Source organism: Mesorhizobium sp. M0028 (assembly GCF_040323855.1).
Classification (GTDB): Bacteria; Pseudomonadota; Alphaproteobacteria; order Rhizobiales; family Rhizobiaceae; genus Mesorhizobium.
This window is the reverse complement of the sequence record NZ_JAMYVG010000032.1, coordinates 11,858-26,452: the sequence shown is the minus strand read 5'-3', so window position 1 is coordinate 26,452 and position 14,595 is coordinate 11,858. Positions and strand designations below refer to the sequence as shown.

At 60.5% G+C, this 14,595-nt stretch carries 12 protein-coding genes and 1 pseudogene; 6 read left to right on the top strand and 7 right to left on the bottom strand.

Annotated features, from left to right (window positions below):
* Nucleotides 1–45 precede the first annotated feature (45 nt).
* The 5 genes and pseudogenes from NKJ93_RS31720 to NKJ93_RS31700 all read right to left on the bottom strand — a co-directional run bounded on the left by NKJ93_RS31720 (nucleotide 46) and on the right by NKJ93_RS31700 (nucleotide 6,362).
* A complete protein-coding gene (locus NKJ93_RS31720) occupies nucleotides 46–2,364 on the bottom strand; it encodes a TOTE conflict system archaeo-eukaryotic primase domain-containing protein (RefSeq protein ID WP_352549423.1) in 2,319 nt (772 codons plus the stop codon).
* A 154-nt stretch (nucleotides 2,365–2,518) separates the two neighbouring features.
* Nucleotides 2,519–3,586, bottom strand: coding sequence for a TniQ family protein (locus tag NKJ93_RS31715; RefSeq protein ID WP_023722827.1), 1,068 nt, complete (start codon nucleotides 3,584–3,586; stop codon nucleotides 2,519–2,521).
* Nucleotides 3,587–3,591: 5 nt separating this feature from the next.
* Nucleotides 3,592–4,469: pseudogene (locus NKJ93_RS31710) on the bottom strand (TniB family NTP-binding protein).
* A 7-nt stretch (nucleotides 4,470–4,476) separates the two neighbouring features.
* Nucleotides 4,477–6,129 carry a TnsB C-terminal domain-containing protein gene (locus NKJ93_RS31705; RefSeq protein WP_023722830.1) on the bottom strand — a complete coding sequence of 551 codons (1,653 nt, stop codon included), beginning with the start codon at nucleotides 6,127–6,129 and terminating at the stop codon, nucleotides 4,477–4,479.
* Nucleotides 6,130–6,164: 35 nt separating this feature from the next.
* On the bottom strand, nucleotides 6,165–6,362 hold the full coding sequence (locus NKJ93_RS31700; RefSeq protein WP_031195293.1) for a hypothetical protein: 198 nt from the start codon (nucleotides 6,360–6,362) through the stop codon (nucleotides 6,165–6,167).
* On the opposite strand from NKJ93_RS31700, the gene NKJ93_RS31695 reads away from it, so the two are divergent.
* Nucleotides 6,270–7,301: an RHE_PE00001 family protein gene (locus tag NKJ93_RS31695; RefSeq protein ID WP_280940438.1), complete on the top strand. Its 1,032-nt coding sequence runs from the start codon at nucleotides 6,270–6,272 to the stop codon at nucleotides 7,299–7,301. The genes NKJ93_RS31700 and NKJ93_RS31695 overlap by 93 nt on opposite strands.
* Nucleotides 7,302–7,650: 349 nt before the next feature.
* Here NKJ93_RS31695 and NKJ93_RS31690 read toward each other — a convergent pair whose 3' ends face one another.
* Nucleotides 7,651–7,968: a hypothetical protein gene (locus NKJ93_RS31690; RefSeq protein WP_352492926.1), complete on the bottom strand. Its 318-nt coding sequence runs from the start codon at nucleotides 7,966–7,968 to the stop codon at nucleotides 7,651–7,653.
* 117 nt (nucleotides 7,969–8,085) lie between these two features.
* Between NKJ93_RS31690 and NKJ93_RS31685 the strand changes: the two genes are divergently transcribed.
* On the top strand, nucleotides 8,086–9,762 hold the full coding sequence (locus NKJ93_RS31685; protein ID WP_352593257.1) for a RecQ family ATP-dependent DNA helicase: 1,677 nt from the start codon (nucleotides 8,086–8,088) through the stop codon (nucleotides 9,760–9,762).
* Here NKJ93_RS31685 and NKJ93_RS31680 read toward each other — a convergent pair.
* Nucleotides 9,759–9,965, bottom strand: coding sequence for a hypothetical protein (locus NKJ93_RS31680; RefSeq protein WP_023722835.1), 207 nt, complete (start codon nucleotides 9,963–9,965; stop codon nucleotides 9,759–9,761). The two genes, NKJ93_RS31685 and NKJ93_RS31680, sit on opposite strands and share 4 nt — an antisense overlap.
* Nucleotides 9,966–10,226: 261 nt before the next feature.
* Between NKJ93_RS31680 and NKJ93_RS31675 the strand changes: the two genes are divergently transcribed.
* The 4 genes from NKJ93_RS31675 to NKJ93_RS31660 all read left to right on the top strand — a co-directional run bounded on the left by NKJ93_RS31675 (nucleotide 10,227) and on the right by NKJ93_RS31660 (nucleotide 14,520).
* A complete protein-coding gene (locus tag NKJ93_RS31675; RefSeq protein WP_023722837.1) occupies nucleotides 10,227–10,670 on the top strand; it encodes a hypothetical protein in 444 nt (147 codons plus the stop codon).
* 118 nt (nucleotides 10,671–10,788) lie between these two features.
* Nucleotides 10,789–11,118 (top strand): hypothetical protein, encoded by a 330-nt coding sequence (locus tag NKJ93_RS31670; protein WP_051409787.1) that lies wholly within the window; start codon nucleotides 10,789–10,791, stop codon nucleotides 11,116–11,118.
* 404 nt (nucleotides 11,119–11,522) lie between these two features.
* Complete coding sequence (locus NKJ93_RS31665) at nucleotides 11,523–12,329, top strand: hypothetical protein (protein WP_352516078.1); 807 nt, start codon at nucleotides 11,523–11,525, stop codon at nucleotides 12,327–12,329.
* 82 nt (nucleotides 12,330–12,411) lie between these two features.
* Nucleotides 12,412–14,520 carry an N-6 DNA methylase gene (locus NKJ93_RS31660; protein WP_352516077.1) on the top strand — a complete coding sequence of 703 codons (2,109 nt, stop codon included), beginning with the start codon at nucleotides 12,412–12,414 and terminating at the stop codon, nucleotides 14,518–14,520.
* The last annotated feature ends 75 nt before the right edge of the window (nucleotides 14,521–14,595 follow it).

Genomic DNA, 14,595 nt, shown 5'->3' with positions numbered 1-14,595 from the left:
TCGTCGCACGAACGCGGCAACATCGTCGATAGACCCTGACCGACGCTATTCCAGACGGTAGCCAAGGGTCCGATATCCGGTCCGCCGCTTCGCGGCCATACGCGCCAGAACCTGCACGGCCCCGTCGACATAATCATAGACGAGAACGTCGGACTTGCCCTGATGTTCGCGATGCAGGCGCCCGACATACTGGGCGAGCGTCCCCTTCCACGAGATCGGCATGGTCAGGAACAGCGTGTCGAGCCGATGGTCGTCAAAGCCTTCTCCGAGATAGCGGCCTGTCGCCAGAATGAGCCGTTCCTGATCGTCCGATACGCGAAGGGCAGCCTCGGCCGCATTGCGGTCCGCAGCCTTCATGCCGCCGCGCAGGACCACGAGATTGCGAGCAAACTTGGCAAATCGCGCCTGCAAGCGTTCGAGATGATCCCGCCGTTCGGTCAGCACGACCGGCGACCGCCCCGCTTCCAGCGCCTTCAGCACGTCGTCGAAGATCAGATCGTTGCGGGGCTCGTCCACAGCAAGCGCGGCATAGATTGCTGGCATCGAGGGGCGTTCCATGTTCGCAAGGGAAAGCGGAAGCTGGAATGTGGTCGATCGTTCCAGGACACGGTGGCTCAATGTGCTTTCGATTGCCTGGTGGCGCGCACTCGCGCGATACCGGACCGGTCCGCATTGCATGAAGATGATCGGATGGTGCCCGTCCTTGCGCGCGACAGTCGCCGACAGGCCGAGGACGTATTTCGCCTTGGCGCGCCGCGCCACCAGCTCGAAGCTTGCTGCGGACAGATGATGGCACTCGTCTACGACGAGATGGCCGTAGTCGGCCACCAGATCCGAAACTTCGCCGCGCCGGACAAGGCTCTGGATAAGCGCGATGTCGATAATGCCTGTCGGTTTGCGGCGCCCGCCGCCAATGACGCCGATATGCTGCGGGTCAATTGCGAGGAAGGCTTTCAGACGTTCGACCCACTGGGCGAGCAGTTCTCGGCGGTGCACGAGGATCAGCGTGTTGCGGGCGCGCTGCGCGATCAGTGCCGCGGTGACGACCGTCTTGCCGAATGCCGTGGCGGCAGCTAGCACGCCAAAGTCGCGCGCCGCCAGCGCTTCATTGGCTTCGACCTGCCTGCCCCTCAGCGCGCCGAGAAACCGTGTGCCTTCGGGAAGCGAAGCTCCCGATTCCCGGCGATCCTCCAGGTCGACGTCACCGCCGTGATTCCGGATCAGGCCGATCACCTCGTCCAGACAGCCGCGCGGCAGGCCGACATGACTCGGATGCACCTCCGCGCAGGAAATGATCCGGGGTTTGCCGAAGGTCGACAGGCGCATGGCCTGGGCGCGATAGAACTCCGGATTCTGGAAAGCAGCCAACCGAATGAGCCGCGCCACCATGGTGGCGGGCAGGCCGGTGCGTTCGACATAGGCCTGATCCGCGAGCACGATCTTGATTCGGTCTGGCAGCGGCTCGGTGACTACGATCGGAGCACGCCTGGAAGGCGTCATCCGCCAGGGCTCATCCGCTGCTTCGTCCTCGACCGGCAATCGCACGCCGAGCACGCGGCCCCGCATCTCCGCCTCGTCTACCAAGCGGCTCACCGCGTCGGCGGGCAGAAGCGGCAATGACGACAGGAACGCCCACTGGTCGGCATAGGGACGCAGATCTCGATCGACAAAGACGCTGTTGCCCTGTTCCCGCGCGCGCCGCTGCAGCGGAAGGGCGATGAGGTTCCCGAATCCGCCAATAGGCATGGTGTCCTGGCTTGGAAAGAAGCGGTCGTAAGAAGCAACGCCGATTTCCGGGCGTCGCTCCATGGTCTCGGTCACGAGGAGGGAGCCGAGCTGTCGCGCGGTGCGCGCCGGGATCGGTTCGGAGAAGAAAATCCAGAGATGCCCGCCATTGCCGGACCGCGACCGCTCGAGCGCGGAATCAATGCCCTTGGCATCGCAAGTTTCCATCATGGCGATTGCATCCGCGGACCAACTCTCGCCGTCGAAATCAGCCGCCAGGAACCAGCAGGTTTCGTCGAGCAGCAGCGGGTAGACCCCGGCAACGAAGTTCTCGGAGCCGCGTCGCGACCCGGTCGCGCCACGCAGATGGTTTTCAATTACGTCGTCGGAGACCGGAATGAAGGCCTGACGTGGACATTCGCCACATTTTACCCGCGGCTTGCCGCAGATTCCCTTCACCCACTCATTGGCGCAGGCCGGCGCATAGCCCGACCGCCCCGCCTTCCTGTTTTCCCAGCGGACCGGATGCACGTCCGATCGGCCAGCAAATAGGCGGCGGAACAGAGCAATTTTGTCTACCGCCGTTGACGCATTGGTGACCGGCGCGGCTTCGGCGAAAGGCGCGGACAGGTCCGCCAAGGGGAGCAGTGCCTGTGGCTGATCAAGCTCGACAAGTCTTGCTTCAAGGGCTCGTCGCTCCGCAGCCAGCGATTCCAGGCGGGCACGGATACGGTCAATCTCATCGTCTCTTTCAAAATCGCATTTCGACACAGCCTGAACCACTGTCTGTCAATCAAACGCCAGATATGTCAGCTCGGCCTCCAACAGGCCGATATGCTCTGGTACCATGACCACCTAACTGCCGTTCTCTAACACGTCGATAAGCGCCAATCAGGGCAGAAAGATCGACGCCCTGGATATCAATCGTCCTTTGGGGAGCTTCGTCCTCGATCATGACACGCTTGCGCATCCACTGGCAGAGCGGTTGCAAGGCTGCAGCAAGGCTACCGGCGGCGAGAATGCGCTGACGCCAGAAGATGATTTCGAAAGCCTCCGTCCCGGCCGTCAGATGATCGTGACATTCTTCTGCTATTTGGTCGAAACAGCGGATGCGCGCGGCTGAAGATAGGTTGATCAGCGTCCTGGCCGAGCCGGGATCAACGGCCGTCGGAAGGCTGAGGAGTCGCGCGATCAGCGAACTCTTTGCGAGAAAGCCCTTGGCGGCCTCCATGCGGAGCATGTCATGAAGGCAGCGCTCGAAACGCCGCGTTGCCGCTTTCACGCTGACTTTCGCGGCTGTTCTCAGGTCGAAATGGCAAGTGGCGCAATGATGCTGCGGAATAAGGCCCGATTGATTAAATGCTGCAGTGCCGCTGCCGCAAGACGGACACCGGTCACGCAGCCCGCAGCCGTGCATCGGGCAGGAGATACTGCTCGCCATCCGCCACCGCCGGCGGAAGTAAGGCGCCAAATCGGAGGTGAGGCACTGAGGGCAGAATTGCAGCCAGGTCGAGCGCCCTCGGTGGCCGGTCTGGCGCAGTGGTAGCAGGAGGCGCGTGCGCTCATCCTGCGCAAGGGTCATTGCAGCCAAAGTGTCTCGCGCAACTCCGGAATAGTGATGAAGCAGGCGCGCCGCGCCATCCGGCAGCGCAAGATCGAGCCGCGCCGACCACATGCCGCCGTCTATCCCGAAAACGTCGGCAAAATGGCGCGGTGCGATGCCATTGGCGAACGCCAGGCGATTGAGCCAGCTCGATAGCAGCTCATCCGCTTGCGGCACGACCACGACTGGCCAGCGGTCGGAATGAATCTCCCGGTAGTGCGACTGCACTTCGATCGCGAACTCGGCCGTGCCGGTCATAGCCGCTATAGCAGGGCTTCGCGCACCGGCGCCTGACGACGGGCCGAGAGTGGAATGTGGCCTAACCGATCGATCATCGCCATCGAGATGCACTCGGCGCCGGATCGGACGGCGACCGCCGCCGCCTTGGTGAGGATGGCGACGACCTCGCCGATCAGGCCCTCCGAGAGCGAAAAGATCTTGCGCGCCATCTCTTCCTCCGACAGGTCGGAGCTTTTGGCGAGCGGCAGGGCCGCCTCGAGACTGTCGAGGAGCGCCAGATATTCTTCGCCATAGCGCCACCGCGGGACCGCGCACAGCTCGAACCGGCTCGCCATTTCATCGGTCGCATTGATAAAGTCATAGACGGCGACCTCACCGATCAGCACCGGCGAGATGTCGTGAATCCGGCCAAGCCGACGCAGGAAGGCGAAGATCGCCTCGACGTCGCGGGTGCGGCCGCGTAACGCGTTGTGGAATTCGTCGAAGATCAGGATTCGGGGCGCGAGGCTGGCGAGCAAGTGATCGAGTTGCGCAGCCTTCCGACCACATTGCGGACGTTGCCGATCGGCGCTTTCAGCGCCTGAAGGACGCTGGCATAGAAATGGGCAAGCCCCGCGCCCTCGTGGGTTTGCACGATCCAGACCCGTTGCGTCGGAGACATCCTCAAATGCTCGATTGCGAATCGCTCGGCGACCATCGTCTTGCCGTTGGCGTAAGGACCAATCAGCATCAGGCCGCCGGTGCGCAGTGCAGCCGGACGGGAAAGCAAGTCGGCCAACCGCTCATGAGCGTCCAGCGCCGCGTGATGGCCGATCCAGCGCGGCGAGCGGATGAAGGCGATCCGCTCCTCGATGTTTCCATCGAGATAGGGCCGTACATGGTCGAGAAGATGATCGGCCATTCACGCGCTACCATTCTTCGATCGGCAGCCGCCGCTTTTGACGCACCGGGTGCTCCACCGGGGCCGGCGGCACCGGCGCCATTGCCTCATAAGGCTTGGAAGCTCCCGCCGCATGGCCAGCGCGAACGGCGTTGCGCAATTCCGTCTTCTTGTGCTTGGCGGTTCCGGCAACGGACGCAATCTCACGGCGGAGCTGGACCTTCTCGACATTCGACCGGGCATTCGCCATCCGGCGGTTGGCGCGGTCGCTTTCGTGCTCCCACAGGGTGACCGGCGTCAAAATCCCGTCACGGCGCCGGACCGAGCGAAAGGCGACACCTGCGGGGTCGCGGACATAGACATGACTGATGTCGCGCGGATCGTAACGAATCTCCAGCTTGCCCAACCGGTCGCGTTCGGGAACGAACGAACCGAGCCATGGCGCGTAATAGAACAGGGCAAACATGCTGATGCCTTGCGGCGTCAGGCGCCGTTCGGCACCCGGCAGAAACGTCAGCAGGACGTCATGCGCGTCGTAATTGAAGCGCGGATTATCCACCGCGTGTGCCTGCCACTCGGTAAGCGGCACTTTTAGCGTCTTGGCGTTCTCCTGGAGATTGTGATCGACGACAGCAAGCGCGACGCAACGCTCGAGATCGGCAAAGCTCAGGCAAGCACGTTTCTCGGACGGATATTCGTCACGGTCGGCCACCGATCGTCCGGTCGATCCCGGGTGCGTAGCAAGCACGGCATTGAGCTTGCCCAGCAGACGCTCGACCACACCACCCTGATGGACGCGGCCGCGGTCACGATATCGGATGCCGATGCCGTATTCCTCGCAGCCGCGCTGAAACGCCCGCCCCTTGAACTCCTTGGCCGAGTCCGTGACGAGTCGGCGTGGTCGGCCGAGCATTGGCCAGTCATGGTCAAGGCCGCGTGCGGCCATCCACTGCTCCTTCGGGCACATTGCGTGCGCAAGACAGAGTGCGACGGAGAGGGAAGACGGCTTTTCCAGGGACAGGCAGAAACCCAGAATGCAGCGCGAGAACACGTCGGTGAGGATGGTCAGGTAGGCGCGGCCGACGAAAATGCCGGCACCGTCGACCACCTCGACGAAGTTGATGTCGGTCGGCGTGTGATCGATCTGACAGACGTCGAGCGGGCGCGGGGCATGGATATAGCCCGGCCGCGGCTTGAGGCGACGAAGGTGCTTCGGGTTGGCTGACCGCCCCTTGGCAATCTCTTCCGGCGTGAACAAAGCCGGGATGCGGCGCGCGGCGGCAATGTAGGACGGCGGTCGAAGGCCGGCCTCCTCGCAACGCGCGCGGATTTCGGCGACGACAGGGGCAAGCGGCGGCGCTTCCAGAACAAGCCACTGCTCGCGCAATGTCGCAGCAATGATTTCCTCGATCTTCGACGGCAACCGCTTCCGGCGTGTGTTGCCCGTTTTCGGCAAGAGCACCGTTACTGTTCGGTCGTCACGATAGCGCGCCAGGAGATTGTAGATCTGACGGGTCGACAACTGCAGCTCAGCCGCTACGCGAGCAATCGCCGATCGGCGCGGCGCGGAACCATCGAGGACCTTGTCGAGTTCGCTCGCTATCCGCCGCGCCTGCGACCAGTGGTCGTCGGTCGCAGTTCGGGACGCGGCCGAAGGCCCCTTTTGCACCAGCTTCTGCAAGGCGGCACCCCATGATTGAAATTCTTAGCGAGAAATCAGTCGCGCAATACCACCCAAAGCCAACGCGGATATGACATTCGCAGGATTGAAATCCGCAAGTAAAAGCCACAACCGCGGCACTGACCCGCCTCGACGAGCGGCTGGCCCGCTCGCCCGTCCGCGACGGCTTTGTCGAACGCCAGAACTTTGCAGATGCCGCCGCCGCGCTGTGGATCGAGGGCGAGCTCGTGCACCTTGAGGATCTCGTCCTGCACGACGCCCATATGGACATCCGCACCCCGACCCATGAGCTCACCCGGGCACATGCGGTGCTGCGCGCCCGCCGCCACATTTTTGCGAACAAGCCGAACTGGGCGCTCGGCCGCGACGGGCTTTTGGCGCTGACTGGCCGCGGCGGCGCAGCTGCGGAGCCGGCGCAAAAAGGCCGCGACGGCGAGGGTGCCTGGCCTTCTGAAGAGGGCGTCGATGAGGGGGGGTCGTCGGCCGAGCAGGACGCGTTGGCGCACGAGTTCGCCGAAATCGACGCCTTGCTCGCCCGATCGACAAAGGTGCTCGCCGGCATCGAGGCCGGTCCAAAAAGGCCGATCGCGAACGACCGGCCGGCGCTGGTCTACGACCTCGACTGGGATGAGGATGCACGGCTGGTTGAATGGCAGGCAGTGCTGCAGGCAACAATCGACCTGCCCGCCGTGCTGCGCGTCGCGTTGCTTATCGACGCCTGGACCGAGATCGAGGTCTTGCAGCACGCGCCATGGCTCGGGCCGCTTTTGGCCGCGGCCCTGCTGCGTCAGACCGGCACGACCGCCAACCATCTCGCCAGTCTCTCTGTCGGCTTGCGCGCTATCCAAAGGGACCGGCGGCGCGCCCGTGAGAAAAGTGTGCGGCTGCTCGCTGTCCTCGAGACCATCCACGCGGCGGCATCGGCCGGGCTGAAAGAACATGACCGGCTGGTGCTGGCGCGGTGCCAGCTGGAGCGGCGCTTGCGGTCGCGGCGGACGAACTCGCAACTGCCGCGGCTGATAGACTTGGTCCTGGCGCGGCCGCTGGTGTCGACGGCCATGGTCCAGAAGGAACTGGAGGTCAGCCGGCAGGGTGCGCAGGATCTTGTAGGTGCGCTCAATCTGCGCGAAATCACCGGCCGAAAGCGGTTCCAGGCCTGGGCCGTTGTCTGATGACCGGGAATGCAGCGCGTTCTCGGCGTCCGTGCGTCGCCGCCGGCCCGTCGGGCCCTCGATCACCTCCAGCCGACCGGCATAGCCGTCGCTTGAGGCGTCCAATTGGACGCCCATTTTGCCGTCTCTATCCATGCAGTCACCTCCGTCCAAATCAGAGGATTCTTCGCATGGTCAGGCCAGGCTGAGCAGGGCCGGAATCGAGGGGGTCGGATGAGCGCTTACAGGCGTTCACACACGAGAAAGAATGGTTCGCTGCCATCGTGCGGGCGGCGACGGCTGCGGAAAGCTGCCTGGAAGCCAATCTTTGAATCTGGCGACATGTAACGCCTGGCACCGGATACTCAGATCAGGCCGCAGGCGGAGTAGCATTCGCCGTCGGCGAAAACCGTTGTCGAGAATTTCGGAGCGGGATTTCTGCGCCGATCTGCAGGGCTTCCTTGATCAGGCCACCCGGACTTTGAAGAACGACGGATATCCGCTCCTTTTTCTCTACCAGCTCGTGGAACCGATCGGTGGCGCCATCGGTGATCTCGCCCTTGATGCTGATAATTTCGAGGTCGCCCGGGAGATCGAGAAGTTCGACTTCGGCGGCTATCGCTGAACTTGAAAAGATTGCCAGCCCCATCATCGCGCAGACGGCTGCCCAACGCATCATAAAATTCAAGAACCCCCGTTGCCCAGCCTATTCTCTACCAAAGCGGTGGCGCTGATCAATGGTCAGTCTTTGGTAAACCCACGTCTGCTACAGGTCTGTACCTTCACGGGGGATGGGCATGACCGGATGATGGACCAATCGTCTAACGCAGGCACATGGCAGGTCACTCGCCTCCTGGTTCTCAAACGCGACAACTACCGCTGCGTGGCCTGCTCGACACCCGTGAAATCCGCCGAGGCTGATGTTCACCATCTCCTGCCGCGGTCAATGGGCGGAAGTGACGAACTCTCGAACCTCATCACCCTCTGCGATGGGTGCCACGCATCTCATCATCCAAATCTTGCAGGCGGACTAGCACGCAGGGTTATCGAAAGATGGGCGGTCAGGCTGGCCAGATGGCTGGATACTGACGGTCAGTATTCGGAAGCGGTCGCGAATTTCGGCCCGGCTCTCCGTCTCTTCGGGTTGGATCGGTTCCGCCAAGGGCAACTGCCGATCGTTCTGGCTGCCCTGTCAGGCAAATCCGTTCTCGTCGTCAGCCCAACCGGATCCGGCAAGACGCTGTGCTTCCAACTTCCTGCGGTTCTCCGTTGCGGTCTCACCATGGTTGTCAGTCCGCTGAAGACCCTGATGGCGGAGCAGGTATCGGACCTACTCGCCAAAAAGATTCCGGCCACCTTCATCAATAGCGATCTGAATGCAGAAGAGAAGCAAACGCGGTTTTCGTTGCTCGGCCAATCCGCGATCAAATTGCTGTATCTCGCACCCGAGCGGTTTTTCGTCCGCAGCGAGGAAGAGCGACAGCGCCTCAAGCAAACGAAGCCAACATTCCTGGTCGTCGACGAAGCCCATTGCGTCGACCAATGGGGTCGCGATTTCCGAACTGAATACGGCCGCCTACGTGAGGTCAGGGAGAAATTGGGATCGCCACCCGTGCTCGCATTTACTGCGACGGCAGGGAGGGAGATGCAGGAACGCATCCTGGCTTCGCTTGGTGTTGACGATGCCGTAGTTTTCGTCCGGGACGTAGACCGCCCCAACATCGCGCTCGCCCGTTGGAGGTGTGCGACCGAACACAGGGCAACGGAAATCGCTACTCTGCTCAGATTGCCTCAGCTCCGCGGCCAGAAGGCGATGATCTTCGTGCCGTCGGTAGCAGTCGGCGAGCACTTGCAGCAGGCACTATGCGATGGCGGGCTTGATGTCCCGTTGTACCATTCGAAGCTGGGAACCTCTTGGGATCGTCAGGAACTCGTGAAAAGATTCCTCGGGCAGAGCAGACCGTCAGTCGACCAGATCATTTGCACGAACGCGTTTGGGATGGGTCTCGATGTCCCGAACGTCCGCCTGGTGATCCACTGGCAGCAGTCGGCCTCTGTCGAGGATCAACTGCAAGAATTCGGCCGCGCGGGCCGGGACGGAAGGCCCTCTGTGGCTGTCATGTTCCACAATGGCTCAAGTGTAAACCGCGACGTCTCGCGTCTTCGATTCATGGCCGAGAAAACAGTCGCATCGACTGATGTCTTGATTGTCGATCGCGAACACAGGCTTGAACAACGCTTCCGCCAGATCGACCAGGTGAACGAGATGATGAGGTCGCAGAGCTGTATGAGAGAGGCGATCTCGACCTACTTCCAAGGCCCGAAATCCAGGGAACGTCCGAGTCTGTCAGTCAGAATTCTCGACTGGGTATTCGGGAGCCGCTCGCCCACAATGGGATTTCGAGCTTGCTGTGATCATTGCGACCGGGCCGAAATCAAGAGGCGTGGCATGAGCGGATACGTTGCCGGGGTTCTCAGCTAGCGATCTATGCGCCCTAGCCGATCTCGATCGTCTACAGATTTGTCAGCCGCCCGGATGATGCCTTTGGCAACCGGACGCTGCCCGATCCAGCTCACGGGTATCTTTGCCAAGGCCACCTTCTCGGGGCCCTTGAAGATGACCTCACCCTTGAGGCTGTCGAAATCGATGTCGAAAAGCAGCAGGTGATCAGTACTCGTGTCCATATGCCGAAAGACCGGTCCGCGTCCGTACCGGTTGCCTTCACCTGAACGGATCGCCCGTCAGCCGCATGGCAAACGATGACATGCCGCCTTGGATGACCGGGAAAGCGGCTGTCCGATTGGCAAGCTGACGGCCGACACGTACCAAATCGTGGTGAAAAAGGGGCTTCTCGAGTGAAGCAACGGGAAAGCTGTACGGCTTCATAATTCTGTTGCCGGGGCTCAGATAGATGTGATTGTGTCGACGAAGGGTCGGGCTTGGGGATGGCGAATGCTTCGGACAGTAGCGATGTATCTGGTTTTGATGCCGGTTCCGCTTTCGCACAATCCGCAGAGACTGCCGCCTTTCTCTTTAGCGGGATCTCCGACACCGGGAGTGAACCCGTCACTGAAATGTTTAGGGCACGCAACCTCGAGCGATTGTCGGAAGAACCACCAACCCTCCAGACGCAGATCGACATGATCAATCGGCAAACCCAAGAGACTGTCTATCCGCCTCTCAGCTCGAGCACGGTCTATTGGCCACAGAAGGACGGCGTACCTTACGAGTATCGGCAGGATCCCGGCTTCGGATGCGGTGCTCGGGAGGGTGGATACATCAAGTGCAACAGCGACAGTATGCACGGTTCGATCCTGCGGGAACCGTCCCGGATTATTGCTGCTGTAAGCTACTTCAACGCCAATTTCTGCAAAACCAAGGCATTCTAGAGGTAGAAGGGCCGATTGTCGGCCTGGAAGATCAGGCATGTACCCGCTGAGCGCCATGAATGGTGCTTGAATTCCCTTCCTCTTTGTCCGAGTGTCGCCGCGGTCGTGGAGGGGCATGATGACAATCAGAACAGTGTTAATAGCGTCGTTTCTCATCGTGTCGACGTTGTACGCGCACGCGCAGGAGATCCCAAGGTATGACCCGGCGGGGTACGGCAAGGACGTTTCCGATGTGAGCGGCGGATCAGCGATGATCTACAACGGATGCATGAAAATGGAACAAGAGGCTTACGACGATCTCAGGCCTGTGTGGTCTGGCGTTCCATCACAGACTCGCAGCTATTGTGACGAAGTCGCCAATGTCAGTGGAAGTTCCTACTCAATCCTGAAGGGCTGCGTCGAAATGGAAGCGAACGCGTCGGCATCAAGACCAGAGTTCAAATTCTAATGGCGCGTCGTTTCCTCGCGTCCGCCTGGCTCTTACTGCTGCCAACCATGGCGACAGCCGCCGAACCCACCGTCGTCAGTTGCCAGTTCGAGAAGATGCCTCCCATGATCCTGACATTCCGCGGTGGCATGGGTGCCGACGACAACTCGCTTCAAGTTGGCCAGACTAAGCCCGTTCCTATGAGTGTAGGATCGAATTTGATGACAGCAGCCTACGGCGCTCAAGAATTCACATTTTCCCTAAGGCTCCCTGCGAACGTAAGCGTCAGCGCTCCCGGTCAGGACACCCAGACGTTCTATGGCGAGTGCATAAGCTCGCTGCAGCAGTGAACGAAAAAGCCTTCCGGTTGCACAAGAGGTGCGAACGGTGAATGGTGTGATCGGTTTGACGGGGCGGATACTGTATTGCTCGAATTATTTTCGCGGATAGCGCGGCGGAACGACAAGCGGACGGAATCGGAAATCCAGGCGGACGTGCGACAGTTTATTCTGTCTGCACCGTTCGAACTAGAGGATGACGATGTCCGCATCGTAAATCTTGAAGCCCAGGTGGGTGACGGCAAGCGGATTGACGTCGAGGTCGGCTCCACCGTCATCGAGGTGAAGCGAGATCTTCGTCGTGAGAAAGCGAAGCGCGAAGCGGAAGAACAGCTGGCGGACTATGTTGCCCGCCGCATGACACAGACGGGGCTTCGATATGTCGGCGTGCTGACCGACGGCACCGAGTGGATTTGCTACAACCTCGTTGATGACCGCCTCCATCTGGTATCCGCGATAACGCTCGTCGCTGGCGAGGTCGAGAGGCTCGTCGTCTGGCTTGAGGGTGTCTTGGCGACTGCCCACGGCATCGCGCCGACCGCACAGAACATTGAAATGCGCCTTGGTGCCGGCAGCAGTTCCTATGCGCTCGATCGGGCAACGCTGTCCTCACTCTACGAACGGAACAAGACAAACCCGAGCGTAATCATGAAGCGGACGCTTTGGGCCCGCCTTTTGACATCGGCACTCGGGACCCAGTTCGAAGATACCGATGACCTCTTTATTGAGCACACGCTGCTGGTAAATTCGGCGGAGATCATCGCGCACGCCGTTCTCGGGCTTCATCTCGAATCCATTTCGCCTGCTGCCCTCCTTGCTGGCGATAAATTCGATGAGAGCGGCATCTACGGCGTTGTCGAACCAGATTTAATTCGATTGGGTTGTAGAGGTTGAGGAAGGCGACACATTCGTCAGGACGCTTGCCAAGAGACTGGCGCGGTTCGACTGGAGCGCTGTTGAGCAGGACGTTCTCAAGGTGCTCTACGAAAGCGTCATTGGCGCTGAAACCCGAAAGCGGCTGGGGGAATACTACACCCCCGACTGGCTGGCTCATGTGATCGTTGCCGAGACGGTCACTGATCCATTGGAATCACGAGTGCTAGATGCCGCCTGCGGATCGGGAACATTCCTGTTTCACGCGATCCGAAAATATGTCGCGGCCGCGGAATCTGCTGGCATCGGCATTCGGGAAATGATCGATGGGATTACCAAGCACGTGGTTGGCATGGATTTGCATCCTGTCGCCGTCACGCTTGCCCGCGTCACCTATCTTCTGGCGATCGGGCGCGAAAGGCTCACCGACGAGGATCGCGGCGTAATCCAGATTCCTGTCTACCTTGGTGACTCCCTGCAGTTTCAGGAACAGGGTGTCGATCTTTGGTCGGCAGGAAATCTTGTCATCCGTGCAGACGACGAGCGCGAGTTGTTCGATTCCGAACTCCGCTTTCCCGATGCTCTGCTCGAAGACGCGGCCAGGTTTGACCTTCTTGTGAACGAAATGGCCAACAAGGCGGCAGGCAGGAAAGCGGGTGATCCCATCCCTTCGCTGAACCCTGTGTTCAACCGGTTGGCTATTCCGGAGCAGCACCGCGCGGTTATCAATGGTACCTTCAAAACGATGTGCCGCCTTCACGACGAAGGACGAGACCATATCTGGGGCTACTATGTGCGGAACCTGGCGAGGCCGCTCTGGATGTCGCGTCCAGGCAACCGCGTGGACGTGCTGATCGGGAATCCGCCATGGCTTGCTTACCGACATATGCCAGCAAACATGCAGGCGACTTTTCGTAAGATGAGCGAGGCCCGTGGTCTTTGGGCTGGCGCAGAAATCGCGACCCATCAGGATTTGGCGGGTCTCTTTGTCGTAAGGGCTAGCGAACTCTATCTTCGCAAAGACGGCAAATTCGGTCTCGTGCTGCCAAATGCGGCAATCGACCGGGATCATTATGATGGTTTCCGGCGCGGGCATTATGGCGACGGAGCTGGAGGACTTGCGCTTTCATTCGGCCCTTCATGGGATCTCCGGCGCATACGACCCCACTTTTTCCCGAGGGCGGCGAGTGTGGTATTCGGAACGAGGTCGGAAGTCAGCCGACCGATGCCTGAAGAAGCGGAAATCTGGTCTGGCCGCTTGCGGACACCCAACAGCCACTGGGAAGAAGCCCGCCTTTCTCTCGTGCGGGCTGACGGCAAAGTCCGCCGGGTCGGGCAGATTACGAAATCGCCATATGCTCCGGCGTTTACGCAAGGGGCGACCTTCACGCCGCGAGTTGCTTTTGTTGTCGAGAAACAAGAGGTGTCACCACTTGGACGGGTTCAGGGCACCGTTGCGGTGAAATCGTCGCGAAGCGTTCAAGAAAAGAAGCCGTGGAAGGACTCGCCCGCGATAGAGGGCGTGATTGAGTCGGAATTCGTGCGGCCGTATTTTACGGGCGACAACGTGTTTCCTTACCGGGTTGGCAATCCGCTTCTTTCGGTGATCCCATGCAGTGCGCGAGAACTTCTCGACCAAAGCCAGATCGAAATGCACCCCGGCCTGCATCAATGGTGGTCTCGAGCCGTCGAGTTGTGGGACAGCAATCGCTCAAGCGATCGGATGACACTTGCCGATCGGCTCGACTATCAAACGACCCTTTCCAAGCAGCTTCCGATCCCCCCGCTTCGGGTGGTCTACAACCGTGCTGGTATGCATGTCGCCGCAGCTAAAATCGATAACCGCAGAGCCATTGTCGCCAACGGGCTCTATTGGGCTGCGGTTCATTCCGTCCAGGAAGCAGATTACCTTTGCGCGGTGTTGAACGCGCCTGTAACCACGGAGCTTGCCAGGCCGTTCATGTCGTATGGCAAGGACGAGCGCGATATCCACAAGCACGTCTGGGAAGTGCCTATCCCGCTATACGATGCCAATAATGAAATTCATCGGACGCTATCGAGGTTGGGCAGTGCGGCCGAAAGCATTGTGGCAGGCTTTGCAATCGACCGTGATCTCCATTTCGCGGCCACGCGACGACATATCCGGGAACTCCTGGATTCCACAGACGAAGGCCGCGAGATCAACGAGATCGTGTTCGAGCTGCTGTCGTAATCAAGGGTAATCCGCATGACCAATGCAGTGGAAGATGCTCTCGCTGATTTGCGGGGCGAAGTCGAAGGTGGTGGC

Excerpts from the sequence above, each read along its gene's own strand:
- NKJ93_RS31675 (WP_023722837.1), top strand. The coding sequence starts at position 10,227 with ATGGCGAATGCTTCGGACAGTAGCGATGTATCTGGTTTTGATGCCGGT.
- NKJ93_RS31680 (WP_023722835.1), bottom strand. The coding sequence starts at position 9,965 with ATGGACACGAGTACTGATCACCTGCTGCTTTTCGACATCGATTTCGAC.
- NKJ93_RS31685 (WP_352593257.1), top strand. The coding sequence starts at position 8,086 with ATGATGGACCAATCGTCTAACGCAGGCACATGGCAGGTCACTCGCCTC.
- NKJ93_RS31715 (WP_023722827.1), bottom strand. The coding sequence starts at position 3,586 with ATGACCGGCACGGCCGAGTTCGCGATCGAAGTGCAGTCGCACTACCGG.
- NKJ93_RS31670 (WP_051409787.1), top strand. The coding sequence starts at position 10,789 with ATGACAATCAGAACAGTGTTAATAGCGTCGTTTCTCATCGTGTCGACG.